This is a genomic window from Veillonella intestinalis, assembly GCF_943192895.1.
Taxonomy (GTDB): domain Bacteria; phylum Bacillota; class Negativicutes; order Veillonellales; family Veillonellaceae; genus Veillonella_A; species Veillonella_A intestinalis.
In genome coordinates this window covers 40,421-66,942 of the sequence record NZ_CALPCB010000011.1, presented here as the reverse complement: position 1 = coordinate 66,942, position 26,522 = coordinate 40,421, and the positions used below count along the sequence as shown (strand labels likewise).

General features: G+C 39.0%; 24 protein-coding genes. All 24 read left to right on the top strand.

Annotated features, from left to right (window positions below; translation table 11 throughout):
- Positions 1 to 19: 19 nt before the first annotated feature.
- The 24 genes from NFR27_RS09515 (at position 20) to NFR27_RS09400 (ending at position 26,465) form a co-directional block, all read left to right on the top strand.
- The gene (locus NFR27_RS09515) at positions 20 to 6,136 is read left to right on the top strand and encodes a phage tail tip lysozyme (protein ID WP_251455225.1); all 6,117 of its coding nucleotides are present in this window, start codon (positions 20 to 22) and stop codon (positions 6,134 to 6,136) included.
- 10 nt (positions 6,137 to 6,146) lie between these two features.
- Positions 6,147 to 6,479 carry a hypothetical protein gene (locus tag NFR27_RS09510; RefSeq protein ID WP_251455182.1) on the top strand — a complete coding sequence of 111 codons (333 nt, stop codon included), beginning with the start codon at positions 6,147 to 6,149 and terminating at the stop codon, positions 6,477 to 6,479.
- Positions 6,480 to 6,556: 77 nt separating this feature from the next.
- A complete protein-coding gene (locus NFR27_RS09505) occupies positions 6,557 to 6,787 on the top strand; it encodes a hypothetical protein (protein WP_251455180.1) in 231 nt (76 codons plus the stop codon).
- Entirely contained in the window at positions 6,787 to 7,374 is a 588-nt protein-coding gene (locus NFR27_RS09500; RefSeq protein WP_162100445.1) for a GH25 family lysozyme, read from the top strand. The genes NFR27_RS09505 and NFR27_RS09500 overlap by 1 nt, the downstream gene beginning before the upstream one ends.
- 9 nt (positions 7,375 to 7,383) lie before the next feature.
- Positions 7,384 to 7,956 carry a hypothetical protein gene (locus NFR27_RS09495; RefSeq protein WP_251455178.1) on the top strand — a complete coding sequence of 191 codons (573 nt, stop codon included), beginning with the start codon at positions 7,384 to 7,386 and terminating at the stop codon, positions 7,954 to 7,956.
- Positions 7,957 to 8,224: 268 nt separating this feature from the next.
- Positions 8,225 to 9,046, top strand: coding sequence for an LpxI family protein (locus tag NFR27_RS09490; protein WP_251443447.1), 822 nt, complete (start codon positions 8,225 to 8,227; stop codon positions 9,044 to 9,046).
- 13 nt (positions 9,047 to 9,059) lie between these two features.
- Positions 9,060 to 10,223 (top strand): lipid-A-disaccharide synthase, encoded by a 1,164-nt coding sequence (lpxB, locus tag NFR27_RS09485; RefSeq protein ID WP_251455175.1) that lies wholly within the window; start codon positions 9,060 to 9,062, stop codon positions 10,221 to 10,223.
- On the top strand, positions 10,210 to 11,940 hold the full coding sequence (gene msbA / locus NFR27_RS09480; RefSeq protein WP_251455173.1) for a lipid A export permease/ATP-binding protein MsbA: 1,731 nt from the start codon (positions 10,210 to 10,212) through the stop codon (positions 11,938 to 11,940). Before lpxB ends, msbA begins: the two co-directional genes overlap by 14 nt.
- A 2-nt stretch (positions 11,941 to 11,942) precedes the next feature.
- Positions 11,943 to 13,247, top strand: a complete 1,305-nt coding sequence (locus tag NFR27_RS09475; RefSeq protein WP_251443438.1) for a 3-deoxy-D-manno-octulosonic acid transferase — start codon at positions 11,943 to 11,945, stop codon at positions 13,245 to 13,247.
- 48 nt (positions 13,248 to 13,295) lie between these two features.
- Positions 13,296 to 14,432 carry a tetraacyldisaccharide 4'-kinase gene (gene lpxK / locus NFR27_RS09470; protein ID WP_251455170.1) on the top strand — a complete coding sequence of 379 codons (1,137 nt, stop codon included), beginning with the start codon at positions 13,296 to 13,298 and terminating at the stop codon, positions 14,430 to 14,432.
- Positions 14,429 to 15,163: a 3-deoxy-manno-octulosonate cytidylyltransferase gene (kdsB, locus tag NFR27_RS09465; protein ID WP_251455167.1), complete on the top strand. Its 735-nt coding sequence runs from the start codon at positions 14,429 to 14,431 to the stop codon at positions 15,161 to 15,163. The genes lpxK and kdsB overlap by 4 nt, the downstream gene beginning before the upstream one ends.
- A gap of 40 nt (positions 15,164 to 15,203) precedes the next feature.
- On the top strand, positions 15,204 to 16,022 hold the full coding sequence (gene kdsA / locus NFR27_RS09460; protein WP_251455165.1) for a 3-deoxy-8-phosphooctulonate synthase: 819 nt from the start codon (positions 15,204 to 15,206) through the stop codon (positions 16,020 to 16,022).
- Positions 16,023 to 16,049: 27 nt separating this feature from the next.
- Complete coding sequence (locus tag NFR27_RS09455) at positions 16,050 to 17,021, top strand: KpsF/GutQ family sugar-phosphate isomerase (protein WP_251443426.1); 972 nt, start codon at positions 16,050 to 16,052, stop codon at positions 17,019 to 17,021.
- Complete coding sequence (locus tag NFR27_RS09450; protein ID WP_251455162.1) at positions 17,021 to 17,542, top strand: KdsC family phosphatase; 522 nt, start codon at positions 17,021 to 17,023, stop codon at positions 17,540 to 17,542. The genes NFR27_RS09455 and NFR27_RS09450 overlap by 1 nt, the downstream gene beginning before the upstream one ends.
- A gap of 20 nt (positions 17,543 to 17,562) precedes the next feature.
- Entirely contained in the window at positions 17,563 to 18,498 is a 936-nt protein-coding gene (locus tag NFR27_RS09445) for a lysophospholipid acyltransferase family protein (RefSeq protein WP_251455159.1), read from the top strand.
- Complete coding sequence (gene lptC / locus NFR27_RS09440; RefSeq protein WP_251455157.1) at positions 18,485 to 19,024, top strand: LPS export ABC transporter periplasmic protein LptC; 540 nt, start codon at positions 18,485 to 18,487, stop codon at positions 19,022 to 19,024. Before NFR27_RS09445 ends, lptC begins: the two co-directional genes overlap by 14 nt.
- Before the next feature lie 16 nt (positions 19,025 to 19,040).
- Positions 19,041 to 19,754, top strand: coding sequence for an LptA/OstA family protein (locus NFR27_RS09435; protein WP_251455155.1), 714 nt, complete (start codon positions 19,041 to 19,043; stop codon positions 19,752 to 19,754).
- A 12-nt stretch (positions 19,755 to 19,766) separates the two neighbouring features.
- The gene (lptB, locus tag NFR27_RS09430) at positions 19,767 to 20,486 is read left to right on the top strand and encodes an LPS export ABC transporter ATP-binding protein (RefSeq protein WP_251455152.1); all 720 of its coding nucleotides are present in this window, start codon (positions 19,767 to 19,769) and stop codon (positions 20,484 to 20,486) included.
- 18 nt (positions 20,487 to 20,504) lie between these two features.
- Positions 20,505 to 21,596, top strand: a complete 1,092-nt coding sequence (locus NFR27_RS09425) for an LptF/LptG family permease (RefSeq protein WP_251455149.1) — start codon at positions 20,505 to 20,507, stop codon at positions 21,594 to 21,596.
- 194 nt (positions 21,597 to 21,790) lie between these two features.
- Entirely contained in the window at positions 21,791 to 22,966 is a 1,176-nt protein-coding gene (locus tag NFR27_RS09420; protein WP_251443405.1) for a DUF3084 domain-containing protein, read from the top strand.
- A gap of 245 nt (positions 22,967 to 23,211) precedes the next feature.
- The gene (locus tag NFR27_RS09415; RefSeq protein WP_251455146.1) at positions 23,212 to 23,670 is read left to right on the top strand and encodes a hypothetical protein; all 459 of its coding nucleotides are present in this window, start codon (positions 23,212 to 23,214) and stop codon (positions 23,668 to 23,670) included.
- A 51-nt stretch (positions 23,671 to 23,721) separates the two neighbouring features.
- Positions 23,722 to 24,594, top strand: coding sequence for a YitT family protein (locus NFR27_RS09410; RefSeq protein WP_251443399.1), 873 nt, complete (start codon positions 23,722 to 23,724; stop codon positions 24,592 to 24,594).
- Between the two features lie 89 nt (positions 24,595 to 24,683).
- The gene (gene lepB, locus NFR27_RS09405) at positions 24,684 to 25,280 is read left to right on the top strand and encodes a signal peptidase I (protein ID WP_251443396.1); all 597 of its coding nucleotides are present in this window, start codon (positions 24,684 to 24,686) and stop codon (positions 25,278 to 25,280) included.
- A 198-nt stretch (positions 25,281 to 25,478) separates the two neighbouring features.
- The gene (locus NFR27_RS09400) at positions 25,479 to 26,465 is read left to right on the top strand and encodes a glycosyltransferase family 2 protein (protein WP_251443987.1); all 987 of its coding nucleotides are present in this window, start codon (positions 25,479 to 25,481) and stop codon (positions 26,463 to 26,465) included.
- Positions 26,466 to 26,522 lie beyond the last annotated feature (57 nt).

The following is a 26,522-nucleotide window of genomic DNA, read 5'->3' as shown; positions in this document are numbered from 1 at the left end:
AGGAATACAATTGAAAAACATGTTTGATGACTTTTCACCCGTAGAAAAAGTGAATATGTTTGATGATTTTTCTCCTGTAGAAGATAATGAATCGTTTTTAGATAGGGCTAAAGATGTTGCAACGACATATGTAGATAATCTTGCGGAGCCTTGGCGTTATGGTAGAGATTTTATCAAAAATACTGCTAAAAATATTGTAGAGTGGGCAGGTGAAGCATATGACGCTAATATGGAGTATCAAAATGCTTTAGAACGTGCGGGTACGGCTGGTACTATATTTAGTACTGGCCCAACACCTACACAAGAAGAAATTAATACTAAAGCAAATAATGCCTATGATACTACAATAGGGAGACCTGCTATGCGAGGTGTAATGACTCCTTATATCCCTGTCCCTGTAAGAGCTGCATTAGGTGTTGCAATGGCACCAACAATGGTGCGAGATGCTATGAATGCATATGATACTAATGTGCAAGAAGCTAATGAAACAGGAGGCTCTTGGGCGGGTGCTGTTGGTAACACTGTAAAAAATGTAGCACTAGATCCAATTGTTGAGCCTGTAAAAGCATGGGTAACTAATCCTATAGAACAAGTAAATGTTATTAGACAGGAAGGGTTAGGTGCGGCTTATGATAATGTATTAGCTCCGTTTGAAGCGGGACGAGGTATTTATCATGCAGGTAAAGCAGTAACTCCGAAGCGGGTTAAAACAGCAGTAGGAGAAAGAGTAGGTATTGTTAAAGGGCAGATTCAACATGCATTTGCGGATGTTGCAAAACGTAGAGGGGTGAGTCAGGAACAGGCCATTAGAGTTCCTGAACCACAACAAGCTGTCAATGCATTTGACAGTAGTGCCAGTGAGTGGAATGCTGATGCACCGACTGATATGCAACGAGCTATATATGACAGATTAAGAAGTGACGGCTTTTTAACGGATAAAGAAGCAGCTGCCTTTACAGGGAATATTGCACAAGAAAGTACTTTTAATACTAAGGCGGTAAGTGGTGATGGTTATGGCTCACAGGGATTAGTACAATGGACTGATACTCGATTAACTGACCTTATGCAATTTGCTAAGGAGAATTATAGTGACCCTTACGATTGGCGTACACAGGTTGATTTTTTAAAACATGAATTACGTACAACAGAAAGTGCTGCTTTAGAACGGCTGAGAGAGAATCCAGATGCTACTGTAGAAGAAATGGCACATATTGTACGGGAATCTTACGAAAGACCAGACCCTGCTAAAGCAAACGATGAATATCGTATGCAAAAAGCACGTGAAGTATATGATGGTCAAGTAGGCCCGCACAACGATACAGTAAGAAGTACTGGTAATAGAGTTAATGAACGACTTAATCAGCCGTCAGAAGAAGCATACAATCCCACTATTATTGACTTTAGCAATGAAACAAATGCTGTTGAAGTAGGGAGCGGGAAGAGACCGAATTTTAATTTGTTTGAAGAGCCAGAACAACAAAATCAAATTGCTTACCATGGCACTGGCTATAAATTTGATGCCTTTGATAATACTAAAGCCAATACTGGTGCAGGGCAACAAAATCACGGAGCAGGCACTTATTTTGCAAGTGATAAAGCTGTTGCAAAGATGTACCGTGACGGTGTAAAAGAAAAAACGGGCGAGGGATACCTAAAAAAGGTAGATATACCCGAAAACGATACTTTATTGTATGAAAATTATCCATTAAATAAAAATAGCCAAATAACAATTAACAACATCAAAACAGCTATTGATAATCTTGGTGGTGAGGCTAAAGCTAAGATGATTAGTTATCTCAAGGATAAGACAGGATACCGAGAGTACCTGGATGATTATCAAGAGATTAGCAAACGACAGGAGTTTGTTGTTAGCAAGGCTAATAATTTAGAGGCTTACTTAAATGGGGAGACGGTAAGCTCGTTAAAGATTAAGTCGGCACTTAAAACAGCAGGTGTTGATAACAAAGTCGTTGATACGGCTACAGTAACAAAGGCTATAGATAATCTACATAAGCAGTTAGAGGATATCAAACATCAACAACAAACGATTGAGGCTAACGGTCGCAAGGTTAATGCGTTAACACCCGATATGATAGAGCAGCAACCATCGCTATTGATTGATGACTATCTTAAACAGCAAACCACAGCTAAGGCGCTTAATGGGCGTGATATTTATCAGGGGTTACGTGAGGCCTTAGGGGATGATGTCGCTGCATCTCGTTATTTAGATGTACACGGTGTAGATGGTTTAAGTTACCATGATTTAACCGAAGGCAATAACTTTGTTATTTTTAATCCTGACAAAGCTAAGATTTTAGACCAAGATGTACAGTATATGCGGAAAAACTCAGGCAAGGGTCCAGGTATTTTTGTAGAAAAAGGGCAAAAAAAATACGCTAATTCTGAATCATCATATCAATACGCTATAAAACCAGCTGAATTGGCAGACAAAATTAAATCTAAAGAGATTAATCCTAAATTCAGGGCATACGATGAAGCAAAATTAGCAGAGTATGCAAAATACTCAGAGGGAGAGTTGTTTGAACAAGTTAAGAAAAATATTGTTGAGTTAAAAGATGGGGTCAATGATCCATTAGGCAATAAAGTAAAAGTAATGCTTGATGCAGATAATGTTAATGCTCTTGATAATGTTGCTAATGCGTTTATGCGTGGACACGGTGAAGGCGGTGTAAGTCTTAAAAGAGCATTTGCTACATCGCTCATTAAGGAAACAGCAAGTAATCCTGATTTGATTTTGCGTCAGGCTAATGGGCGTAATGCATATGTGGCTTACTGGAAAGGTGTAGATGATATTAATCATGAAGTTATAGTAAGTCTGGATAATGCTGATAAAGGTAAAATTATTTCATCGCATGTAGCTTCTGATGGTTCAAGAAAAAGAAATCACGCAATAAAAAAATTCATTTCTGATACTAAAAAAGCCAACGAAATAATATTCGTCAGCGAAAGTATTAGAAATGAATTAAGAGGCGGCCTGTCGCAGTATCGCCGTCCGCCCTCTAGTGATAGGGTTTCTCCACTGGATACTCAGCTCCACCCATCTAGCAATTTAAATATAGCAGATGGAACAAAAAAAGTAAAGCCCGATGAAGTACAAAACTTCTCTGATAATTCTAAGTCACCATATAGGTACGTGAAAGGTGAAGAAAACCTTAGTATGGATAGAGCAGTTTCACGTAAAGAAATTTTTAAGGCGATTGATGAAAACTTCAAAGAAATTCGTCACGGTCGTATTGGTAAACGTGGAGTTGAGGGTTTTTATAATACACGAACTGATGCAATACGTGTGCGTAATTATGGTGATTTTGAAGCGGTTGCTCACGAACTAGGGCATTATATTGATAAGCAATTTAGTTTTACTAAAAACAATGCAGCGCTATATCCTGAATTGATTGAGAATACTCGTAATCGTTTTGGAGAGGGGTATGAACAGTTAGGTGAGGCTGGTATAGCCAAAGAGGGCTTTGCTGAATTTTTCCGCGATTATACAACTAATAGGTCAAGAGCAAAGGTGGATTTTCCACAATTCTATGATACTTTTAAGCAATTGTTAGCCAGAGATAAAGAACTTAATGCTCGTGTAGAAAAAGTAAGTGCTTTATTGCATCAGTGGTATAAACAACATCCAGAAGAACGGATAAAAGGGTCTATTAGTTTTGGTGGTAAAGAGTCCGCTGTAAAATCTTTTTTGAGTAATCCTAAAGAGGGGATTAAGAAGTTACACGAAGAGTTTTACACTAAAGCAGTTGATGAATATCATCCGTTAAAAGTTTTAGTTGAGGAAGTGGAAAGTAAAACGGGTAAAAAATTAGCAACCGAAGACAATCCGTTTATGCAGGCATGGTTATATAGAGGGTTTCAAGGTAAAGCAGAGGCCATGCTTGAATACTCTACTAAAGACTTTATGTCACTTAAAGACGCTCTAAAAGGTATAACCAAGGAAAAACATGAAGATTTTAGTACATATGTAACAGCAAGACATGATTTAGATATTTTAAAGTGGAATTTATCTCATCCGAAAGAAAAAATATTTACTGAACGTAAAATGAATGAAGTTATTGCCGCCATCAAGAAATATGAGAGCAGTCCAGATGGGAAAGCGTTTAAAGAAGCTCAAAAACGCATGATACATTATAGTAATCAACTACTAGAATTGCTTGTAAACGAAGGTATGTTAACTCGTGAAGCAGTAAATGCAATGAGGGAAAAGCATCCTAACTATGTTCCGTTTTTCCGAGATTTTGGGAAAGAGGGTATCCAAGATTTTGGTAAAAGCGGTAATGGATTTATGAATGTGCAAGCTCCTGTTAAGAAAATGAAAGGAAGTAGCCGAGATATTATAGATCCTCTTGAAGGAACAATTAGAAATACAATTGAAACGGTCAAAGCGATTGAACGAAATCGAGTAGCTAAGGCGATTGTAAAAATTTCTGACCTTGATGGAATGAGTGGACTGGTAGAAAAAGTAGAAGGGACCGCTACTGCGAACGACTCAAGTTTTTATGTATTTAAAAATGGTGAAAAACAGGTGTATCAAACAACACCAGAAATATATAAAATCATGAAAAATATGAATTCAGAATCTATGAACACCGTAACAAAAATTTTTAGTTATCCTACGAAATGGTTAAGAGCAGGGGCTACTCAATTAAGCCCAGCCTTCGTAATTGCGAACTTAATTCGTGATACGGTTACGGCTACGTTGCTTAGCAAACATGGTTTTATTCCTGTTATTGATAATATTTTAGGAATGAGGCATGTGTTGAATAAAGATAAAGTATTTCGTGAGTTTTTAGCGGAGCGTGCAGGTAATTCTACTCGTGTAAGTCTCGATAGAGATTATACAGGGAATAAAGTAAGGTCGTTATTGAAGTCAGGTAAGGGACAGACTTTAAAAGACCGTTTATCACATCCAATTGACTTATTACAAGCTTTAAATGAAGCGGTAGAAATGGCACCCCGTGTAGCTGAATTTGCTAATGCTCAGAAAGGTCACACGGGAATAAGGAATCGTATTTTTAATGGTAAAAAACAATACATAAGTAATAGTGAGGCGGCTATACATGCTAGAGATGTAACATTAGATTTTAGTCGGACAGGTTCAAATACCAAAGCTTTGAATAAAACAATTGCTTTCTTTAATGCCACTATACAAGGTAATGATAAGTTGGTTAGAGCATTTAAAGAACAGCCTGCTCGAATGACATTTAAGTCCGTAGCTTTAATTACAATGCCTTCTATTGCATTGCAGTTACTTAATTTGCCTAATCCTGAATACCAAGAAATACCACAGTGGGAAAAAGATACATATTGGCATATGCCATTACCAAAAGGTGGATTTATAAAAATTCCTAAGCCTTTTGAATTGGGGGCTTTATTTGGTACTACAGTAGAACGTGCTATGCAATATGCTTATGGAGATAAAAAGGCGTTTAAAGGACTAGATCTTAGAATTATTGATACGTTCACTCCTAGTATAATTCCAACGGGATTAGCACCCATAATAGAATGGATGACAAACTATAATTTCTTTACTCAGCGAAATATTGTACCTCAGTATCAAGAAAAATTACCAAGCAAATATCAATATGGAAATAATACATCTTGGGTTGCTAGAAAAGCAGGAGAAGCATTAGACGGTACATGGATTGGAGATAAAATTGGTAGTTCCCCTTATAAGATTGATAACACTATTCGAGGCTATACAGGGACTGCGGGCAGTCTCGTATTAGAAGGTATTGATAGTATTACTGGAGTAGCTGACACAAGACCTGCTAAGAAGGCAAATGAGGCACCGATTCTTAGAAATTTTACAACAACGCCATATAAAAGTAGTGAAAGTGTACAACGATTATATGATGAATATAATAAGCAGGAAGGGCTGCTTAATGCTACGAAGTTAACTGGCAAAAAACAAGAGGGGTTTGATGCTAGGTCCTATAATATGACGAAACAGGCGCATAAACAATTACAACAATTGAATAAAGCGTCTAAACAAATTAGGGAGAGTGAAAGGCTCTCTGCCCAGCAAAAGAGGGAAAAGCTGGATGTTATAGAATTTCAAAAAGTTAACGCAGCTAGGAGAGGGCTAGGCTTGCAACCTGTTAGTAGATAAAGGAGCAAAGATGGATAATCCAATGTATGACCTCGCATGGTGGTCGTCTTTAGTTGGCGTTGTGCTAGGTGTAGCAACTATTTTAGGCTGGTTTATTAAGACCGTAATCTTTGACCGATGGGAGGCTAAACAGTCGGTGACCGAGGTTAAACGCCTTAAAACTGATGAGGCTGTCAGCGATATTAAATCGGTAACACAGACTACATCGGCGGACGTCCAAAAAATCTTGTTAAGTGTTGAGCGGACTAATGCAACACTCACCGAGCATAATCACAGGCTTGAATCGCAAGAGGAGCGTATACAGCGCCTTGAAAACAAAATTTTATGGGGCGATAAGTCATGATAAATCGCTTAAAAGATGTGTACAAAACAATAAAGGCTGCCGACCTAAAAATCGGCAACCTATTATTTTACGAGATTGTGATTGGCGTATCTCTACTACCACTGATATTTGTAGTATTTTTACTATTATATATATGGTTTGCTCACATCACTGATGACTGGGCTTTTAAGGTAGTTGAGTATGCTATTAAAATAATCAATGCTATCTTAACTGGCCAAGTCATGGCTTGTATTATTGCGTATGGGGCAAAGTTACGTGATAGCGATAATAACGGTATCAGTGACGATGATGAGAGGAGTAATAAATAATGCAGATTGTAGATGTATCTGAGCATAATGCTAATGTTGATTTCGGGGCATTAAAGGCAGCAGGAGTAGATGGTTGTATAGTGCGCCTTGGATATGGCAAAAGTGGATTAGATAGTAAGTTTTATGAGTATATCAATAAAGCTGTTGAGGCAGGTATGCAGATTGGCGTATATCATTACTCATATGCGCTTGATGAGGCTGCTGCTGAGATTGAGGCACAGTTTATCATCGATACACTCAGACAAAGTGGACTCACACCAGACCGCTTAGAGCTTGGCGTATGGCACGACATGGAAGATGGCGACGGATATAAGGAGCGCCACGGTATGCCGACTAATCAAACACTAACTAATATTGCTAGCATCGTAATCAATCGATTATGGCAAGCTGGATATAGCAATGCTGGTTTGTATGCAGCATATGACTATATAATAAATAAGTTATATATGGATCAATTAGGTTGCGATATTTGGTACGCTCAATATAACTATCAGATGGATTGGCAGGACCCACGTGTTAAACTTTGGCAATACACAATGTCCGCTAATATTAACGGTCAATTATACGACATGAGTCGCACTGTGTGAGGTGATTGTATGAGCAAGGTTAAATTATACCTAAGCCAACATAAAAGCGCTGTGACAGTGATTATAGGCGTTATAGCAGTAGTGTTAATTGTGCTAGTTGTGGGATACAAGCAATCAGGTGATAAACAACAGCCTAAAATAGTTACTACCGATACTATTAATAATACCTACGCATTGTCTAAAGCCATCAATGTTACACCTGCTACGGCCGTGCAAATCCATCGTGAGATACAACATGTAAAGGAGCCTGTAGTAAGTTATTATGTACAAGCGCCCGACGTTATGACAGCATCTAAACAAACACAGCAGGCTATTAATAATAAAAGCGAGTCGTTGCCCGTGGCAGTTACAGCTAAAAGTGACCGCACTGTAGTTACGCCTAATGAGAAACAGCAAAAGGTTGATGTGTATAAAATCAATCTCAATAAGGCTCATAAAATAAAAGCTGGTGTGACTGTGATTGATGATAAGACTTATGCTACTGTTGGCTACCAAGCAGGTAGGATTGATAGCATGGTACATTTTAAACCTGATGGCAAAATTAAAGGTGCAACAATGCTCTATACAGTTGCACAATGGTAATGTATAATGTAAGTAGAGTTAGACCAAGTAGTGAGCAAACGGTCTGCAGAGGTGGCATGCGTGCTACCTCTGTTTTACTTTGACGGCAAAAACACGTCAAAAAATGTGTAGAAAACAGTCTTTTTTATAGACTTTAAATCAAGATGCAAAAGATGGCCAATACGCATTATTGCCCGTTTTTATATAAAAGTAGACCTATAAACACAGTACGTTGTATAATATGGTGTAGTGTGTCTTTAAGTAGCGCATAAAACACTAGGAGGAAATAATGGCAAAAGTCGGATTATTAGCTGGCGTAGGCAAATTGCCGTTGGAATTTTTACGAGCTGCACAATCAGAAGGCTATGAAGTCGTTGTTATTGCAGTGATTCCTGATACGGAGCCTGCTTTAGCAGAGGAAGCTAACGCATTCTATGAAATTAATGTAGCTAAAATCGATAAAATATTTAAAACCCTTCACAAAGAAGGCATTACTGAAGTAACTATGCTTGGTAAGGTGACCAAGGAAATTTTGTTTAAGGGTTTAGTTATGCCCGATTTACGAACGATTCGTTTGCTTACCAAATTGCGTAATCGCAAAGATGATACCATTATGCTTACGATTGTTGAAGAGTTGGCAAAAGAAGGTATTAATGTAGTGGATCAAACGATTTATATGAAACCATTAATGCCTAAAGCAGGCGTACTAACAAAGTCAAAACCGTCTAAAGAGCAGATGGCTGATATTCTATTTGGCTTTGATGTGGCCAAGCAAATGGGTGGCCTTGATATAGGACAAACTGTAGTTGTTAAGGATTTAGCTGTTATGGCCATTGAAGCGATTGAAGGTACGGATGCTTGTATTAAGCGAGGTGGCGCCTTAGGGCGCGGCGACGCAGTCGTTGTTAAGACAGCTAAGCCACGTCAGGATGTGCGTTTTGATGTGCCGGCGGTGGGTTTACAAACGATTCACTCCATGTTGGAAGGAAATTGTAAAGTGTTGGCCATGGAAGCGGAGCGCACTATTTTTGTAGAGCAGGCGGACGTACTGCAATTAGCCAATGAAAAGGGGTTAATTATTTGTGCCGTAGAAGGGCCGGAAGAAGAATAGTCTGGAGGTTCGGATGAAAGTCATGTTTTCTGCTGGTGAAGCATCAGGTGATACTCATGCTGCTAGCGTAGCGAAAGCGTTAAAAAACGCATATCCTGAGGTTACCATGTTTGGCATGGGCGGTTCGCGCATGGCTGAAGCTGGCGTTCAGATTGTATATGATATTAAACAATTAGGCTACATAGGAATTGTGGAGATTATTAAGCATTTGCCGTCTTTTTTCAAATTGCGTACCTTTTTAAAAGAGACTATGCTGCGTGAAAAGCCAGATGTTTTAGTTTGTGTTGACTATCCTGGCTTTAATATGAAATTAGCTAAGGTGGCTCATGATTTAGGCATTCCTGTTATTTATTATATTGCACCAACTATTTGGGCTTGGCATCGTAGCCGCGGTAAAGATATTGCCAAGACAGTGACTAAAGTAGCTTCTATTTTTCCTTTTGAAGCTAAGGCTTATCAAGAGTTTGGAGTAGATGTTGAGTTTGTAGGACATCCTTTAATTGATATAGTTAAACCCACTATGTCCTATGAAGAAGGGGTTGCGTATTTTAATATGCCCGCTCAAACAAAGTGTGTACTTCTTATGCCTGGAAGTCGTAAACAAGAAGTTTTGGGCTTATTAGACCGTATGTTAGCTGGTGCTGAACTAGTAATGGCTAAACATCCAAATTTGGCATTTTATTTACCACGGGCTCATACGATTGACAAAGAAGAATTAGAAAGCATTACTAAAAAATATAAAGTGCCTGTTACGATTACCGAAGATCATACCTATGATTTGATGCAATGCTGTGATGTTTGTTTAGCGGCTTCAGGCACGGCCACGTTAGAAACGGCACTCATGGAGCTGCCTACAATCTTATTGTATCGCTTATCTCCAATAACGTATGGCTTGGGAAAATTATTAGTTAATTTGTCTCATGTAGGTTTACCTAATATTGTAGCAGGCCGTGAAGTCATTCCTGAATTGTTACAAGGGGCGGTAACCCCAGCTAATATTGCTAAGGAATTAGAATCTTTATTAGAGGATACAACTAGACGTGATACGATGATTGCTGATTTGCGTTCAGTTCGTGAAGCTCTAGGTGGGGCTGGGGCGGTACAGCGCGTGGCTAAATTGATTGCTACGGTAGCACAGGCTAACGTGGCTACGGAGGATATGAATGGGAAGTTATAAACGATTATTAGTCTATGTAAGACCCTATATAGGCCGTTTAATATTTGGCTTGATTTGCATGATAATAGCTGCTGCCGCCTATTTAGTCGTACCTTGGTTAATAAAAAATGTAGTAGATGAAGTATTGCAGGCCAAAGATTTAGAAATGCTAAATTTAGTAGTTATTGCGATTTTAGCAGTCTTTTTAATTCGTGGCTTTGCTACTTATGGGCAAACCTATACTATGTCATATATAGGCCAACGGGTCATTATAGATATTCGTGAAGCTCTATTTAAGCACTTACAGCGTTTGGATCAGGCGTATTTTGATCGCCGTAAAACAGGCGTAGTGATGAGTAATTTAACAAATGACGTAGGCGCTTTACAGACTGCGATTGTAGATAATCTAGTATCTTTTATTACTGAAGGAGTTACATTAATCGGATCTTTAGTATCCATGATTTTAATTGACTGGAAATTGACTTTAGTAACCTTGATTATTGTACCGGTAGTCCTTGGTTTAATTAATATTTTTGGGAAGAAGCTTCGTTCTGCAGGGCATGATGTACAAGGTCGTATTGCTGATATTACGTCTTTATTACAAGAAGTTATTTCAGGAATTCGCGTAGTTCGCTCCTTTGCCCGTGAAAATCACGAAGTGGCTCGTTTTGAAAAGGAAAATCAACGGAACTTTTTAGCCGCTATGCGTGCTACTAAATTATCTAGTTTGCTTAGTCCTTTAGTAGAATTTTCAGCAGCCATTGCTGTGACGGTCATTCTTTGGTATGGTGGCTATTCTGTTGTAACCGGTGCTATTTCAGCAGGCTCTTTGATTGCCTTCTTAATTTATGCTATTAATTTATCTAATCCTGTGAAACGATTGAGTCAAGTATATGGCAATATCCAAAAAGCTATGGCAGCTGGGGATCGTGTATTTGATATATTAGATACAGAGCCTGAAGTAAAAGAAAAGCCAAATGCAACTGTATTACCTGAAGTAGCAGGGCATGTAGAATTCGACCAAGTATCCTTTTCTTATGATGGTGAGAAATTAGCCTTACAAAATATGAATTTAGATGTACCAGCTGGCCGTATTGTCGCTATTGTAGGTCCTTCTGGGGCGGGTAAAACGACGATTGCTAATTTATTGCCTCGTTTTTATGATGTTTCTTCAGGCGCGATTCGTATTGATGGTATAGATGTGCGTGATGTTACCTTTGCATCCTTACGTGAGCAAGTTGGTTTAGTGCCGCAAGAAACTATGCTCTTCAATGCAACGATTCGTGACAATATTCTGTATGGTCGTTTAGATGGTACTGAAGCAGAAGTATATGAAGCAGCTAAAGCGGCGAATGCTTTGGAGTTCATTGAAAAATTACCAGATGGGTTTGATACTTTTGTTGGTGAAAGAGGTAGCTCCTTATCGGGGGGGCAACGTCAGCGTATTGCAATTGCAAGGGCGATTCTAAAAGATCCGAAAATTCTCATTTTAGATGAAGCGACGTCAGCGTTAGATACGGAAAGTGAAAAATTAGTACAAGAAGCATTAGAGCGTCTTATGAAAGGACGAACTGCCTTCGTTATTGCTCATCGTTTGAGCACCATCAAAAATGCCGATCAAATTGTAGTATTACGACAAGGGCAAATTGAAGAAGTGGGGACGCATGAGGAATTATTAGCGCAAGACGGGCTATATAAACATTTGTATTCGGTGCAATTTGCAAGTAAAGGACAATAAGGATGTATTGGGTATACAACATATTATTAATTATATATTGGATTGGGCTAATCCCAGTCATCCTATACCGCTTGGCCTTTGAAGAAGGGTTCTATGAGCGTATTCGGCAAAGTGCAGGTTTTATGCCAGATTCTTTGATGCGCAAAATTGAAGGTCGTCGTGCGATTTGGGTCCATGCTGCCTCCGTTGGTGAAATTGTAGCTACGAGTCCGATTGTAAAGGATATTAAGAAAAAATTTCCTGAAGCGGTAGTGGTAGTATCTGTAGTTACAGCAACTGGACATGCTATGGCACATCGTATTATTCCAGAAGCGGAAGGGATTATTTTCTTTCCCTTAGATTTACCATTTTTAACTCAGCGCATTTTAGATATGATTAAGCCTATTACTATTTTGTTGGTAGAAACGGAAATTTGGCCGAATTTCTTGCGTATTGCGGAAAAAGAAAAAATTCCAGTAATGATGGTAAATGGTCGTATTAGTGATCGCAGTATGAAACGGTATATGATGATTCGCTCTTTTACAAAAGAGATGTTAGCCTCCATTCAGTATTTCTGCATGCAGTCTAAGTTAGATGCTGAATATATTCAGGTCTTAGGGGCTGATAAGGATCGAATTACCATTACGGGAAATACTAAGTATGACCAAACGTATGCACAAGTTACGGAAGCGGAAAAGCGAGAATTGCAAGATGAGTTTGGCTTTGGGCGTAATCATCCAATTATCGTAGCTGGTAGTACCCATCGTGGTGAAGAAGAAGCGGTATTGACGGCTTTCAATGAAATTTTAAAAGCCTATCCAGAAGCTCGTTTGTTAATAGCCCCTCGTGAAATTATGCGAGGTAATGATGTGAAAGCGTTGGCTGAGAAAAATGGCTTACGAGCTATTTGCCGCAGTACCATGACAGGCCCTGTGCATGTAAAAACCCCAGTAGTAGTGTTAGATACTATCGGTGAATTAGGCCGTCTGTATAGTTTAGGTGATATTATTTTTGTAGGCGGTTCGTTAGTTAAAACTGGTGGTCATAATATATTGGAGCCAGCAGCCCATGGTAAGCCAATATTAGTAGGTCCTCACATGTTTAATTTTAAAGAAATTTATGCACTATTAAGTTCGCGTCATGCGTGCTTAATGGTAAAAGATACTAGAGAATTAGTAGATACTATGTTGCTCTTATGCCGTGATAAAGAGTTACGGGATACAATGGGGCAGAATTGTTTAGATATTATCCATGAAAATCGTGGCGCTACACAGCGTAATACAGAAGAGTTGCGCAAACTCTTTGAATCACACCAGATTATTCCATAGATGACAGTTAAGTTATGAATGCTATCTATGGTAAAGGAGGTAAAGCTCATGAATGGGGAACGATTGTTTAAACAGATAGTCAGTGGTAAAGCGAAAGGACCGCTTGCTGGCGTAGCACGCGCTGGTTTAGGCGTATTAAGTGCTGCTTATGAGCAAGGTGTAAAACAGCGAAACAAGAAGTTTGATAAGCAAGAAGGTGTAGTTCGTGCTACAGTACCAGTGATTAGCGTTGGCAATATAACGGCTGGTGGTACTGGCAAGACACCGATGGTTCGCTATATTTGCCAATATTTGGAAACAGCGAATTATGCACCGGCAATTTTAAGCCGTGGTTATCGAGCTAAAGATAATGAAGACACTATCATAGTGTCTCGTCGTGGCCGCTTAGAAGTAACGCCCGCTGTTAGTGGTGATGAAGCGTGGCTTCTTGGTAAAGGCTTAGGTCATACGAGCGTAGTTATTGGTCGTAAACGGGTTAAGTCAGCACAGTTAGCGACAGCCACTTTAGGTAGTGATATACTAGTACTTGATGATGGCTTTCAACATCGTCAGCTTAGTCGTGATTTAGACATTGTTCTGATTGATGCAGCCAATCCATTTGGGTATGGTCATGTATTGCCACGCGGGCTATTACGAGAGCCATTGAGTGGTTTGCGTCGGGCGGATGTGATTGTCTTAACTAAGACAGATCAAGTTCCTAAGGATATATTATTTGGTATTAAACAGCAGTTATTAAAATGGGCTCCACAAGCACCTATTATGACAACGGTTCATCAGCCTTTGGGCATTCAAAGCTTAGCTTCTTGGACACGAAATGAAGCACCTCAAGTGACGTCTTTTGGCACTGAACCACTTAACTTCTTGACTGTTAGTGGGATTGGTCAACCTGATTCATTCCGCCATACTGTTACCTCTTTAGGCTATGCGGTGTGTCATAGTTTAGATTTTGGCGATCATCATGAGTATACGACAGACGATATTGTGCGCATGTGGAGTGAAGCTTTTGCTAAAGGGGCTAATGCCATTGTGACAACGGAAAAGGACGCCGTGAAATTAAGTCAATTACAAGCCGTACATGATTTAAAAATTCCTGTATATGTAATTCCTATTGGCATTACTTTTGTCGAAGGGGAAGAAGAATTTAAATCATATATTAGTAAGGTTGGAAAGAAGGTTACACTATGAAAATCGCTTGCGTCATCCCTGCGCGGTATGCATCAACTCGTTTACCTGGCAAACCGTTAGCTGATATTGCTGGTAAACCTATGATTCAGCGTGTATATGAACAGGTTTCTAAAGCAACTGTACCTGATGAAGTTATTGTAGCGACGGATGATCAGCGGGTTGCTGAGGTAGTAACGGAGTTTGGTGGTACGGTTGTTATGACTAAAGCCGATCATTTGACCGGGACTGATCGTTTAGCCGAAGTAGCACAATTGCGACCTGATATTGATGTGATTATTAATGTACAAGGTGATGAACCTTTAATCGAAGCTTCTTTGATTGATGAGTTAAGTGCCTTGTTTACTGAAAATAGTCAGTTGCAAATGGCCACAGTAGGGGCGCCTTTACAAGAAGCGGAATATGATGAACCATCAGCGGTTAAAGTGATATGTAATTTAAAAGGGGAAGCTATGTATTTCTCACGTTCCCTAATTCCATATCCACGTAATGCTTTTGTCAATCCACCGTTGAAACATATTGGTATTTATGCGTATACGCGTGATTTCTTATTAGAATTTGCTCAATTAGCACCAACACCAGCAGAATTAACGGAATCATTAGAGCAGTTACGAGCATTAGAAAATGGGGTAGCTATACGTGTTATTAAAACAGAGGCGCGCTTTGTCGGCGTAGATACACCTGAAGATTTAGCGGCTGTTAATGAGATTTTTAAAAGTCAGGAAACCAGATAATTATTTGAACCATACATGATAATTAATAAAGGAGATACCCATGAAAGAAGTAAAAGTAGGTAATTTAACATTAGGTGGCGGTAACGGTTTATTTTTACTAGCTGGGCCTTGTGTAATTGAAGATCCTGAGCGTACATTAGCTATTGGTCGTCGAGCAAAAGAAATTTGTGAACGCGTTGGTATTCCATATATTTTTAAAGCTTCTTTTGATAAAGCTAATCGCTCTAGCTTTGGCTCTTTTCGTGGTCCAGGACTTAAAGAAGGGCTTAGCATTTTGAGCCATATTAAAAAGGAATTACAAGTACCTATTGTTAGTGACATTCATTCCGTAGAGCAGATTGAACCAGCTGCTGAAGTATTGGATATTTTACAGATTCCTGCATTCTTATGCCGCCAAACTGATTTAGTCTATGGGGCAGCTAAGACTGGTAAATGCATTAATGTAAAAAAAGGTCAATTTTTAGCGCCTAAAGATATGAGTAATGTAGTTAAGAAAGTAGAAGAAGCAGGCAATCAAAATCTAATGCTTACAGAACGGGGCGCTACTTTTGGATATAATAACTTAGTCGTTGATATGCGTTCCTTCCCTATTATGCGTAGCTTTGATTATCCTGTCGTATTTGATGCGACTCATAGTGTACAATTACCAGGTGGCGCTGGTACAAGTTCCTCAGGACAACGTGAATTTGTGCCTAATTTGGCTCGTGCTGCTGTAGCTGCTGGCGTGGATGGTTTATTCATGGAAGTTCATGATAATCCAGAAGAAGCCTTATCAGATGGGCCTAACATGGTTCGTTTAGATGATTTAGAAGCTATGTTGCGTGATTTGGTTGCTATTGATAAGATTGTAAAAGGTTAATTGACGAATAGAGGGGATGGATCATCCATGAATGTTTTAGAACAAGCAGCACAGGTGCTTCATGAAGAAGCGCAGGCTATTGAAAAACTAATTACAACCTTAGACAGTAATTTTACAGAAGCTGTTACTATGATTTTAAATGCCAAAGGTCGTGTTGTATGCACGGGTATGGGAAAATCAGGTCATATTGCTCGTAAAGTAGCGGCAACGCTCGCGTCAACAGGTACACCAGCTTTATTTTTGCATCCCGGTGAAGGTGTGCATGGTGATTTAGGTATGGTCACATCGGAAGATATTGTGTTGGCTTTTTCTAATAGTGGTGAAACCAGTGAAGTCATTAGTTTATTGCCGTCCTTGCGGCGCATTGGGGCGCGCCTTATCAGCGTGGTAGGTAAACACAATTCTACCTTGGCTAAAAATTCAGATGTTGTTTTATTAGTAGAAGTAGAGCGTGAAGCTTGTCCATTAGGCTTGGCGCCAACTACGAGTACAACAGTAGCGTTAGCACTTGGTGATGCCTTAGCTGTTTGCTTATTAGAACGACATAAATTTACTCCTGAAAACTTTGCTATTTTCCATCCCGGTGGGTCTTTGGGGCGTAAATTATTACTTACAGTAGAAAACATTATGCATAGTGGTGAAGATAATCCAGTAGTATACAAGGGCGCTACTGTTCGTGATGCTCTATTTGTTATGACTGAAAAAGGCTTAGGGGCTACGAATGTTGTTGATGAAGATGGTCGTTTATTGGGATTAGTTACTGATGGTGATATTCGTCGTGGTTTAGATGCGGGCAGTAACTTTTTAGAATGGCCTGTAGAAGATATGATGACGGCTATGCCTCGAACGATTACTAAAGATAAATTAGCGGCTGAAGCCTTACATTTAATGGAAAAGAATCAACCTCGTCCAATTACGGTGTTGCCAGTAGTGGACGAAAAGAAATATTGTTTAGGGATTGTCCATATTACTGACTTATTGCGTCGAGGTATTGTATAATGAACATAAAATGTTTAATCCTAGATGTAGATGGTGTTATGACCGAAGGTGGCATTATTTATACGGCCAATGGTGATGAGCTTAAATGTTTTAATTCACAAGATGGTTTAGGGTTAGCCCTAGCTCGTCGAGGTGGGTTAAAGTTAGCTGTTATTACTGGCCACCATTCTGAAATGGTAGACCGTCGCACTAAGGAATTAAAATTTGATTTTGTCCGCATGGGCTGTCATAATAAGACAGAAGCCATTAAAGAATTAGCTCATGAATTAGCGATTAGTACAGAAGAAATGGCCTATATGGGGGATGACCTCAATGACTTAGGTGCTTTGTCTGTAGTGGGTTTGCCTATGGCACCGGCCAATGGTGTGGCAGAAGTAAAGTCCGTGGCAAAGTTTATTGCTAATAAAGGTGGCGGCCATGGGGCTGTTCGTGAAGCTATCGAGTATATTTTTAAAAAAGCAGGTCGTTGGGATCAATTAGTTGATGATTATCGTAATGAAATATATAGTCAAGGTCAGTAGCGAAAGGAGGTACGTACGGTATGTCAAATGAGTGGCAATATAAGTTATTAAAAGGCATAAGCGCTTTAACTTGTAAGCTGTCGTATCGCACGATACTTCGTATAGGGGAGACGTTAGGGCCTTTATATTCGCTAGCTGCTAAAAAGCAGAAAAAGCGGGGAATTTACAATGTTATGAAAGGTCTCAATGTGTCAGAAGAAGAGGCTGCTAAAGTCTTAGACGAATTGTTTAAGAATTTAGGCCGTTCTGCGCTTGAAATCTTATACATGCCTAATTTAACGAAAGAGTTTATTGCTGAGCATGTTGAAATGCACGGTTTGGAATATTTAGATAAAGCGTTAGCCGAACAGCATGGGGTTGTTATTTTGACTGCTCATGTGGGCAACTGGGAATGGATGGGGGCGGCCCTTGCTGCTTGTGGCTATCCATCCACCACTATTGTAAAAAAACAACCAAATGCACAAGTAACCCGTTTACTTAATGAATATCGAGAAATGGTAGGATTAGAAGTATTTGCTCGTGGTGGTTCTGAAATGATTCGTGCCGTAAAAGCTATGAAGCAGAAAAAGTTACTAGGATTCTTAGCTGACCAAGATGGGTATATTCAAGGGCTACCAGTGGAGTTTTTAGGCCAAGAGTCATCGGCTGTTACGGGGCCGGCTACTTTTGCGCAGAAGTTTAAGGCCCCGGTTGTGCCTGTATTTACGCATCGTAAGGCGAGTGGTATTGGTCATGTAGTAGAAATTTTACCACCTTTGTACTATGAAGATACGGGCAATGAAGCTGAAGATTTACATCGTCTAACAGAAGCTACTGTGCGTGTGACAGAAGATTTTATTAGACAGCATCCTACAGAATGGCTTTGGTTCCAACATCGTTGGAATACTAAATTGCATGAAATTGTAGACATTGAGGAAAAATTGAAGGTGAGGGACGCAGTACATGCTAAAGAATAAGAAAACAATCTTAGGTATAGCCATTGTGGCGTTGCTCATCGGTATTTTTACTTGGATTTTCTTAATTAGTAGCGGTGAAACCGAGGCGGATCCTACACAGCCAAAAGGTAATTTAGTTACCTTTGAAGGGTCTACCATTACGGAAGAACAAGCAGGTAAATTAGCTTGGTCTGTGACAGCGGAACAAATCAAAGTAAATCCAAAAACTAAGGAAGTATATTTAACCAATATGAAGGGTACCTTTTATGATGGTGATAAGACATTAGTGGTTACAGCACCACGTGGTTATATGACTGGTGACCATAGCAAGTTTCAATTAGCTGGTGGCGTAAAAGGCACTAATGGTGCAGACGTTGAATTGACAACAGAAGCAATTGCTTTTGATAATAAGACTAAAAAGTTAACTTCAGATACGCCATTTACCTTTAATAATGGAGAAGCGACTGTAACTGGTGATAAATTAGAAGCTGATACAGTACTTAATCAAGTGACTGCTAAAGGTAATGCTAAATTGATTAGAAAGTGATGGGAGGACTCATAAAATGAAATTGTCAAAAGTAATGGCTATTACAGCGTTAGTAGCCGGAATAGCTGTACCAGTATGGGCTGCTACGTCCAATATGACAATTACCGCTGATGTGTTACAATACGATGGTAATAGTGGATTAGCACAAGCTAAAGGGAATGTAGTTATTATTAATGAAGATAAAACTATGACCGGTAAAGAAGGTTGGTATAATACGAAGACACAGGAAGCTCGTTTAACTGGTGGTATTAGTATGATTGGTACTAATACGTCTATGTCAGCGCAGGAATTACATAGCACTAATAATGAACAATTAGAGGCTAAAGGGAATGTGCGTTTACAAAAAGATAACAAACAAGTCTTTGGTGAAGTAGTTACGTATAATACGAAAACCGAATATGGTACTTCCCGTGGCAATGGTAAATTAGTTATGGATGATGCTGTTTTAACAGGGGACTATATTGAAGGTTGGTTAGGTCAAATCCGTGCTACCGCCCAAGGTAATGTTACGTTGCACAGTGCTAAACATAATTTAGATGCTAGCGCTGATAATGCGGTATATACTCAAACACCTGGTCAAGAAGATGGGGTTGCCTATCTTACGGGCAATGCACATGCCGTACAAAATGGCAATGTGCTTAATGCACCAGAGTTAAAATTGGAAATGAAAGATAATTCAGTACAAACTGTAGGTGGCCGTAGTACCTTAGTCATTACGCCACAACAGTAAGGAGTTGCCTTAATGTTTATTGAAACGAAGGATTTAGTAAAAACCTATAAAGGCCGTAACGTAGTTGATGGTGTTAGCGTCCGTGTAGATGAAGGCGAAGTAGTTGGTTTATTAGGCCCTAATGGGGCAGGTAAGACTACGACGTTCTACATGATTGTAGGGATTGAAAAACCAAATAAAGGAAGTATTACTATAGGCAACAAAGATATTTCGCATATGCCTATGTATAAACGAGCTGATCAAGGGATTGGTTATTTACCACAGGAAGCCTCAGTGTTTCGATCTTTATCAGTAGAAGATAATATTCGCGCCATGTTAGAAACAACGGAAAAAAGCAAACAAGAGATTGACGCTACGGTGGAGTCTTTGTTGCAAGAGTTCCATATTGAACATGTGCGTCATCGTCAAGGTATGCAATTATCTGGCGGGGAACGTCGTCGTGTAGAAATTGCTCGCTGTATTGCCTTGGCACCACGTTTTATCTTATTAGATGAACCATTTGCTGGGGTTGACCCTATTGCGGTAGCGGACATTCAATCGATTATTCGTCATTTGAAGGAACGCGGGATTGGCGTATTGATTACGGACCATAATGTGCGTGAAACGCTAGGTATTGTAGATCGAGCATATATTTTGAGTAATGGCAAAATCTTATTAGAAGGGTCTGCCGATGAAGTGGCAAATAGCCCAGTGGCTCGTAAGCATTACTTAGGGGATAGTTTTAATTTATAGGGGTCAGGTGATACGAGAATGCGTATATTAGATAAATATATATTGAAAAGCTTTGTTGGCCCCTTTCTATTTGGTATTTTTGCATTTACCAGTATTTTTGTAGGAACGGGTACCTTATTCCGTATTGCTCAATATATTACGGAATATGGAGCCTCTTTATGGGCGGTAAGCCGTGCCTTTATTTTAGCTTTGCCAAGTATAGTAGTGCTTACATTTCCTATGGCTGTATTGTTGGCCTCACTATTAGCTTTTGGACGTTTAAGTGGCACTAGTGAGATTATCGTTATGCGAGCTGGTGGGCTTAGTTTCTTACGCTTAGCTATGCCCGTTTATATTGCGGCATTTTTCATTTCAATAGGAGCCATTGCTTTTAATGAATATGTAGTGCCAGCAGCAAACCATGCGTATCAGAATATTATTCGCAATGAAATTAAAAAACAAGCAGAACCGCCAGCACAAGAGCATATTGTTCTTAAAACCATGGAAGGTGATGAAATTAGCACCCTCATGTATGCGAAGAAATATGACTCCAAAACGAAGTTAATTACTGGTGTAACAGCTCAGCTTTTTACTAATGGTAATGTAACACAAATTGAACATGCTGAAACAGCGACTTGGAATGGTACTTATTGGGTTATGCATAATGGGGTTATTTATGATTTAGCAGCTGATGGTAATGGAATTGAACGGACTTTGCGTTTTAAAGACCAAATTTTGCCAATTGCTAAAGATCCTGATCAGATTTCACAGGAACAACGAGATCCTGAAGAAATGACGATTAAAGAATTGCGCGCTCAAATTAAAGCGCTTAAAGCGAGCCATGTAAAATCTACTAAATGGGAAATGGAAATGTATCAACGTTTTACAATCCCTATTGCTAGCTTTGTATTTGCTTTAGTTGGTGCCCCATTAGGGCTACAAAAACAGCGATCTAGTTCATCGATTGGCTTTGGTCTTAGTGTTTTAATTATTTTTGTATATTATGGGGTAATGACCTTTACTGGTGCTTTGGGCAAAGGCGGCGCCTTACCACCAGTAGTGGCGGCCATGATTCCTGATACTTTGGGTATCATTGCTGGTTTATGGCTAAACTGGAAAGTATCTAAATAACATAATATAAACTATTTCGACCTTGATGAAAACTGTCAAGGTCGTTTTTGCATAATAAATGAAACTTTTTTCATAGTAATTCACTTTTTCTTTTTTTGAAAATAGAGTACAATAGAAACTGAACACAGTGTATTCAGTACCTTATATAAAGAAATTAAAAGATTTGATAGGATGAAGAAAGGAGTGCGCCTTGTATGTTAGTCGGTTTGAACATAATTTTAATTATCGCTATCATGGGCGGGGCCATTGCTTTCATCGGCGATAAAATTGGCTCAAAAATTGGGAAAAAGAAAATGTCTATTTGGGGATTGCGACCAAAGCATACGTCAATTATTATGACGATTATTACAGGCGTTTTCATTTCAGCTATTACCCTTGGTATCTTGACAGCTGCTTCGGAGAATGTACGAACTGCTTTATTTGGGATGGAGCAATTGCAAGCAGAGATGGATCAGTTAAATAGTGATGTGGCAGCCAAGAACAAAGAATTAGAGGCAGGTAAAAAAGAGTTAAGTGAAAAGACGATTGCCCTAAATACGATGCGCAAAGATGTACAAGCAACGCAGGAAGAACTAGAAGAAGCGCGGGTAGCTCGCAATGCTATGAGTGAAGAATTAATTTCTGTGCAGGAAGCCTATCGTCAAGCTGATGCTCGATTGGCACAGTCAGCTAATGATGTAAAAGCATTGGAAACAACAAAACAAGAATTAGAATCTCATATTGAAGATTTAAAAATAACAACTAAACGTCTTGAAGAAGGGATTACTCATGTGCGCGAAGGCACTGTATTATTTCGTGTAGGCGAAGTATTGAGTGGTGCTTTAATTCGTCCAGGCCTTAATGAAGAAGAAAGTGGCAAAGCGATTACTAATGTTTTAAACGATACGAATGGTTTAATTTTGCGACGGTTAGGGATTGATGAGAATAGAGCTGTTATTTATGTTAGTCGTTCTAATTTAGAAGAGGTAGCTAAGCAAGTGGCAAATGCTTCTGAACCGATGACAATCCGCATAACAGCAGCGGCTAATATTATTTATGGTGAAGCTGCTTTAGCAGAGATTCATGCATATCCATATCGTAAAGTGTATAATAAAGGCGATGTTATACTGTCAACTATCGTACAAGGTGGCGGCGATGCGCAATTTGCTGTATTATCTTTCTTAAAGGATGTAAATAGTCAAGCAAAATCGCAGGGGATTTTACCAGATCCGCTTAGTGGTGATGTGGGTTCTATGCCAGGTGATGAACTATTCGATACGATTCGTGAATTGAACCGTATGTCTGGCTCAGTTCGTATTGAAGCGGTAGTTCGTGAGGATACTTATACGACAGGACCAGTTCAAATTGAATTGCACATTAGTCAAGAGTAAGATAGTAAATATGCATAAAAGGCATAAAAAATATTAAAATTTGTAACTAAGCCTTATTGACTTTATGGTATAATAAGTATATCGAATTTGTTCGCTCATATAAAAATTTGGCATGTACGAGCTTTACTTAATGAGTGAAGTGCTTTCGATGCTTACTTTGCCGGAACAGATATAATGCTGCCGATAGCTTAGCTACCGACAGCATTTTTTGCGGACATTTCTAGGTGTAGAGGAGGCGTACTGAGATGAATAGTAATCTGGTGGGACTTGCCACAAGTGAAGACTTACTATTGGCAGTAGATCCTGGCCGAGAAAAAAGTGGCGTTGCTATAATGACTTGCGGGCATGCTGAGTTAATTGAAAAAGCGATTTATCCAACTGATCAATTAAAGACCCATTTATTTGATCTTAGTGTACAGTATAAAGGGCAAATTAAAGAGTTCGTATGTGGTAATGGCACTAATCATAAGCATGTGTTTAATATACTTGAAGTGCTGGGGGCTGACTTAGATATAATTACTAATTTGGTCGATGAAGCACATACTACTGAATTGGCTAGAAAACGCTACTTTGAAGTTCATCCGCCAAAGGGGTTGAAACGTTTGATACCCAAGGGCATGTTATATCCACCAGTACCAGTTGATGATTTCACAGCTTGGATTATTGGTGAACAATATATTCTTAATAAGCCTAAGAGCTTATAGTTTATAGCAATGAAATAATGGAATTTTGAAAATGGAGAAAGGGGATAGGCAATGGCTGCTTATAAAAAAGCACAAAAACTAACTTGGAAGGATATTTTAATACGTTATATATGGATTGTAATCGGTGCCGCTATATATACCTTTGGTCTCGATGTATTATTAGTACCAAAGAGCATTATTGACGGCGGGGTAGTCGGCTTAGCCTTGATGGCAGCTGAATTAACGGGCATCTCTTTTAGTATTTACTTAGTATTGATTAATCTACCGTTTTTATATGTAGGTTATAAATTAATAGGTCGTAGTTTTACCATAGCTACACTATTTGGGGTTGTATGTATTTCTATTATGTCTTTGTTTATGCATAATGTGACACCGCCCGATATCGATCCCTTCTTAGCCTCTATTTTTGGTGGTGTTATCTTAGGTATCGGGGTAGGGCTTATTATTCGTAATGGTGGCTCCCTAGATGGGGTTGAGATTGTAGCTATCATTTTAGATAAGAAAAGTTCTTTCTCGGTTGGCGAGATTGTAATGATTTGTAATTTGTTTATTTTAGGCGCAGCAGGCTTCGTATATAGCTGGAATAGTGCCATGTATTCCTTGATTGCTTATTTTGTAGCGTATAAAATGATGGATATGACGATTACAGGCCTTGAAGAATCTAAGGGCATTATGATTATTACAGATAGCCCTGATGAAATTCGTGAAGTTCTTATGCATCGCTTAGGCCGTGGGGTTACCGTATTATTTGGTGAAGGGGGCTATTCAAAAGAGCCTAAAAAAGTGCTATACTCAGTAGTGACGCGTCTTGAAATTACCAAGATGAAAGATATTGTCTATGAACAAGATGAAAATGCATTTATTACCATCACTGATGTGCATGATGTATTTGGTGGTCAGTTTGGTAAAAAGACAATTCACTAAGCATCTTTGTAATGGTTCTTTGAAGAAAGGAGTCTAGCTTAGTGTTTGCATAGTTCTTAGGAGCCTTATGCAGATTGCTAGAAAGTTGTATGGCAGAAGAAAAGACAATTGGCAAACAAATTATACATGAAGTAGGAGAATGGTTATATGCCATTATTATTGCGTTAGCCATCGCCATTGTAGTTCATTTATTTGTAGGTCAAATTACACGTGTATCTGGTGAATCCATGGAAAATACATTTCACAATGGTGATTTTTTAGTAGTTTCAAAATGGGATCATGTACGTGGTAATATGCCTAATTATGGTGATGTTGTTATTATTGACAGCCGAGTTAATCGAGAACGTACTTGGCAAGATGATGTAACCGATGTGGTATCTAATTATTTGTCAGTATTTAGTAAATCCGCAGAACGACATGATGCGTGGGTAAAACGTGTTATTGGTTTGCCAGGTGATACTTTAGAATTTAAAAATGGTCATGTATGGCGCAATGGGCAAGAATTAGAGGAGCCTTATACGAAAGAAGTAACTATGAATTACACACAAACTGCACCGGTAGTAATTCCTGATGGCTATGTTTTTGTAATGGGGGATAATCGAAATCACTCTAGTGATAGTCGTTTTATTGGTCCTGTACCAGCAAAGAATGTAATTGGCCATGTTGTGTATGACATTAGTTTTTAATGCTTTATAAGGATTAATAGTAGAATTTGATTTTACTAAATCGATTGAAGCGTATTAGTAGAGTATTAGTTAATAGCAGTTGAGTTTGGTTGAACTAAACTCAACTGTTTTTCTTTGTTTATTTTAAGGTTTGTTTATTTGCCAAAGTTTTAAAAATTTAGTAAAATGAAGTCGCAATCATGGAAACGGAGGCAGTGTATGTTATTGTCAGTAGTCGTGCCCGTATATAATGAAGAGGCAAATATTAAAAAATTTTATAGTTCAGTTAAAGCCGTATTAAATACATTACCGTATGAACAGGAAATTATTTTTGTTGATGATGGCTCTGCTGATGATTCGGCGACAATGCTTAAACACATTGCTGAGGAGGATGAAGCAGTAAAAGTGCTATTATTGGCGCGTAATTTTGGACACCAATTAGCGTTAACTTGTGGCCTTGACTATTCAAAAGGGGATGCGGTCATCACCATGGATGGGGATATGCAACATCCACCAGAGCTAATTCCTGAATTAGTTCGTTTGTGGGAAGAAGGTCATGATGTAGTCCGTACGATTCGTGATTCGACAGAAGATGCGAGCTGGGCAAAGGCATTTACTTCAAAATACTATTATAAATTAATGAATAAAATGGCTAATGTGCCTATTGTTGAGGGGGGCTCAGATTTCCGTTTGATGAATCGCAAAGCCTTAAATACTTTATTGCGATTCAGAGAACATGGCCGATTTTTACGTGGTATTGTTGGTGATATTGGCTATAATCAAGCAGAAATTCATTTTGTAGCACCACCTCGTTTTGCCGGTAAATCTAAATTTAGTGTTCGTAAAATGTTGCACTTTGCTTTAGATGGTATTGCGGCTTTTTCTAAAGTGCCATTACGAGCTGCTTTTTATGTAGGCTTACTTTCAGGCTTATTAAGCTTGATTATGATTTTACATATTTTGTTTGTTCATTTTTTCACAGACTCTGCTGTCAGTGGTTGGGCTACTTTAGGCGTGGCTATTTTTTTCCTCGGCGGGGTGCAATTAATTGGTATCGGCATTATTGGTGAATACGTGGGGCGTGTTTTTGAAGAAGTAAAGCATCGTCCTTTATATTGGGTGCGTGATAGTTTTAATTGTGAAAATAGGGATAAAGCCCTTATAAGCGAGGAGTCGTCCGACATGCAAGGGCATAGGCGGTCATAGGCAGCACCGTAATATACTGTATTTGAGTAGGATATAGCCAGCAAACTAAATTTTATG

Coding starts and splice junctions, on each gene's coding strand:
- NFR27_RS09515 (WP_251455225.1), top strand. CDS start 20: ATGTTTGATGACTTTTCACCCGTAGAAAAAGTGAATATGTTTGATGAT.
- NFR27_RS09510 (WP_251455182.1), top strand. CDS start 6,147: ATGGATAATCCAATGTATGACCTCGCATGGTGGTCGTCTTTAGTTGGC.
- NFR27_RS09500 (WP_162100445.1), top strand. CDS start 6,787: ATGCAGATTGTAGATGTATCTGAGCATAATGCTAATGTTGATTTCGGG.
- NFR27_RS09495 (WP_251455178.1), top strand. CDS start 7,384: ATGAGCAAGGTTAAATTATACCTAAGCCAACATAAAAGCGCTGTGACA.
- NFR27_RS09490 (WP_251443447.1), top strand. CDS start 8,225: ATGGCAAAAGTCGGATTATTAGCTGGCGTAGGCAAATTGCCGTTGGAA.
- lpxB (WP_251455175.1), top strand. CDS start 9,060: ATGAAAGTCATGTTTTCTGCTGGTGAAGCATCAGGTGATACTCATGCT.
- msbA (WP_251455173.1), top strand. CDS start 10,210: ATGGGAAGTTATAAACGATTATTAGTCTATGTAAGACCCTATATAGGC.
- NFR27_RS09475 (WP_251443438.1), top strand. CDS start 11,943: ATGTATTGGGTATACAACATATTATTAATTATATATTGGATTGGGCTA.
- lpxK (WP_251455170.1), top strand. CDS start 13,296: ATGAATGGGGAACGATTGTTTAAACAGATAGTCAGTGGTAAAGCGAAA.
- kdsB (WP_251455167.1), top strand. CDS start 14,429: ATGAAAATCGCTTGCGTCATCCCTGCGCGGTATGCATCAACTCGTTTA.
- kdsA (WP_251455165.1), top strand. CDS start 15,204: ATGAAAGAAGTAAAAGTAGGTAATTTAACATTAGGTGGCGGTAACGGT.
- NFR27_RS09455 (WP_251443426.1), top strand. CDS start 16,050: ATGAATGTTTTAGAACAAGCAGCACAGGTGCTTCATGAAGAAGCGCAG.
- NFR27_RS09450 (WP_251455162.1), top strand. CDS start 17,021: ATGAACATAAAATGTTTAATCCTAGATGTAGATGGTGTTATGACCGAA.
- NFR27_RS09445 (WP_251455159.1), top strand. CDS start 17,563: ATGTCAAATGAGTGGCAATATAAGTTATTAAAAGGCATAAGCGCTTTA.
- lptC (WP_251455157.1), top strand. CDS start 18,485: ATGCTAAAGAATAAGAAAACAATCTTAGGTATAGCCATTGTGGCGTTG.
- NFR27_RS09435 (WP_251455155.1), top strand. CDS start 19,041: ATGAAATTGTCAAAAGTAATGGCTATTACAGCGTTAGTAGCCGGAATA.
- lptB (WP_251455152.1), top strand. CDS start 19,767: ATGTTTATTGAAACGAAGGATTTAGTAAAAACCTATAAAGGCCGTAAC.
- NFR27_RS09425 (WP_251455149.1), top strand. CDS start 20,505: ATGCGTATATTAGATAAATATATATTGAAAAGCTTTGTTGGCCCCTTT.
- NFR27_RS09420 (WP_251443405.1), top strand. CDS start 21,791: ATGTTAGTCGGTTTGAACATAATTTTAATTATCGCTATCATGGGCGGG.
- NFR27_RS09415 (WP_251455146.1), top strand. CDS start 23,212: ATGAATAGTAATCTGGTGGGACTTGCCACAAGTGAAGACTTACTATTG.
- NFR27_RS09410 (WP_251443399.1), top strand. CDS start 23,722: ATGGCTGCTTATAAAAAAGCACAAAAACTAACTTGGAAGGATATTTTA.
- lepB (WP_251443396.1), top strand. CDS start 24,684: ATGGCAGAAGAAAAGACAATTGGCAAACAAATTATACATGAAGTAGGA.
- NFR27_RS09400 (WP_251443987.1), top strand. CDS start 25,479: ATGTTATTGTCAGTAGTCGTGCCCGTATATAATGAAGAGGCAAATATT.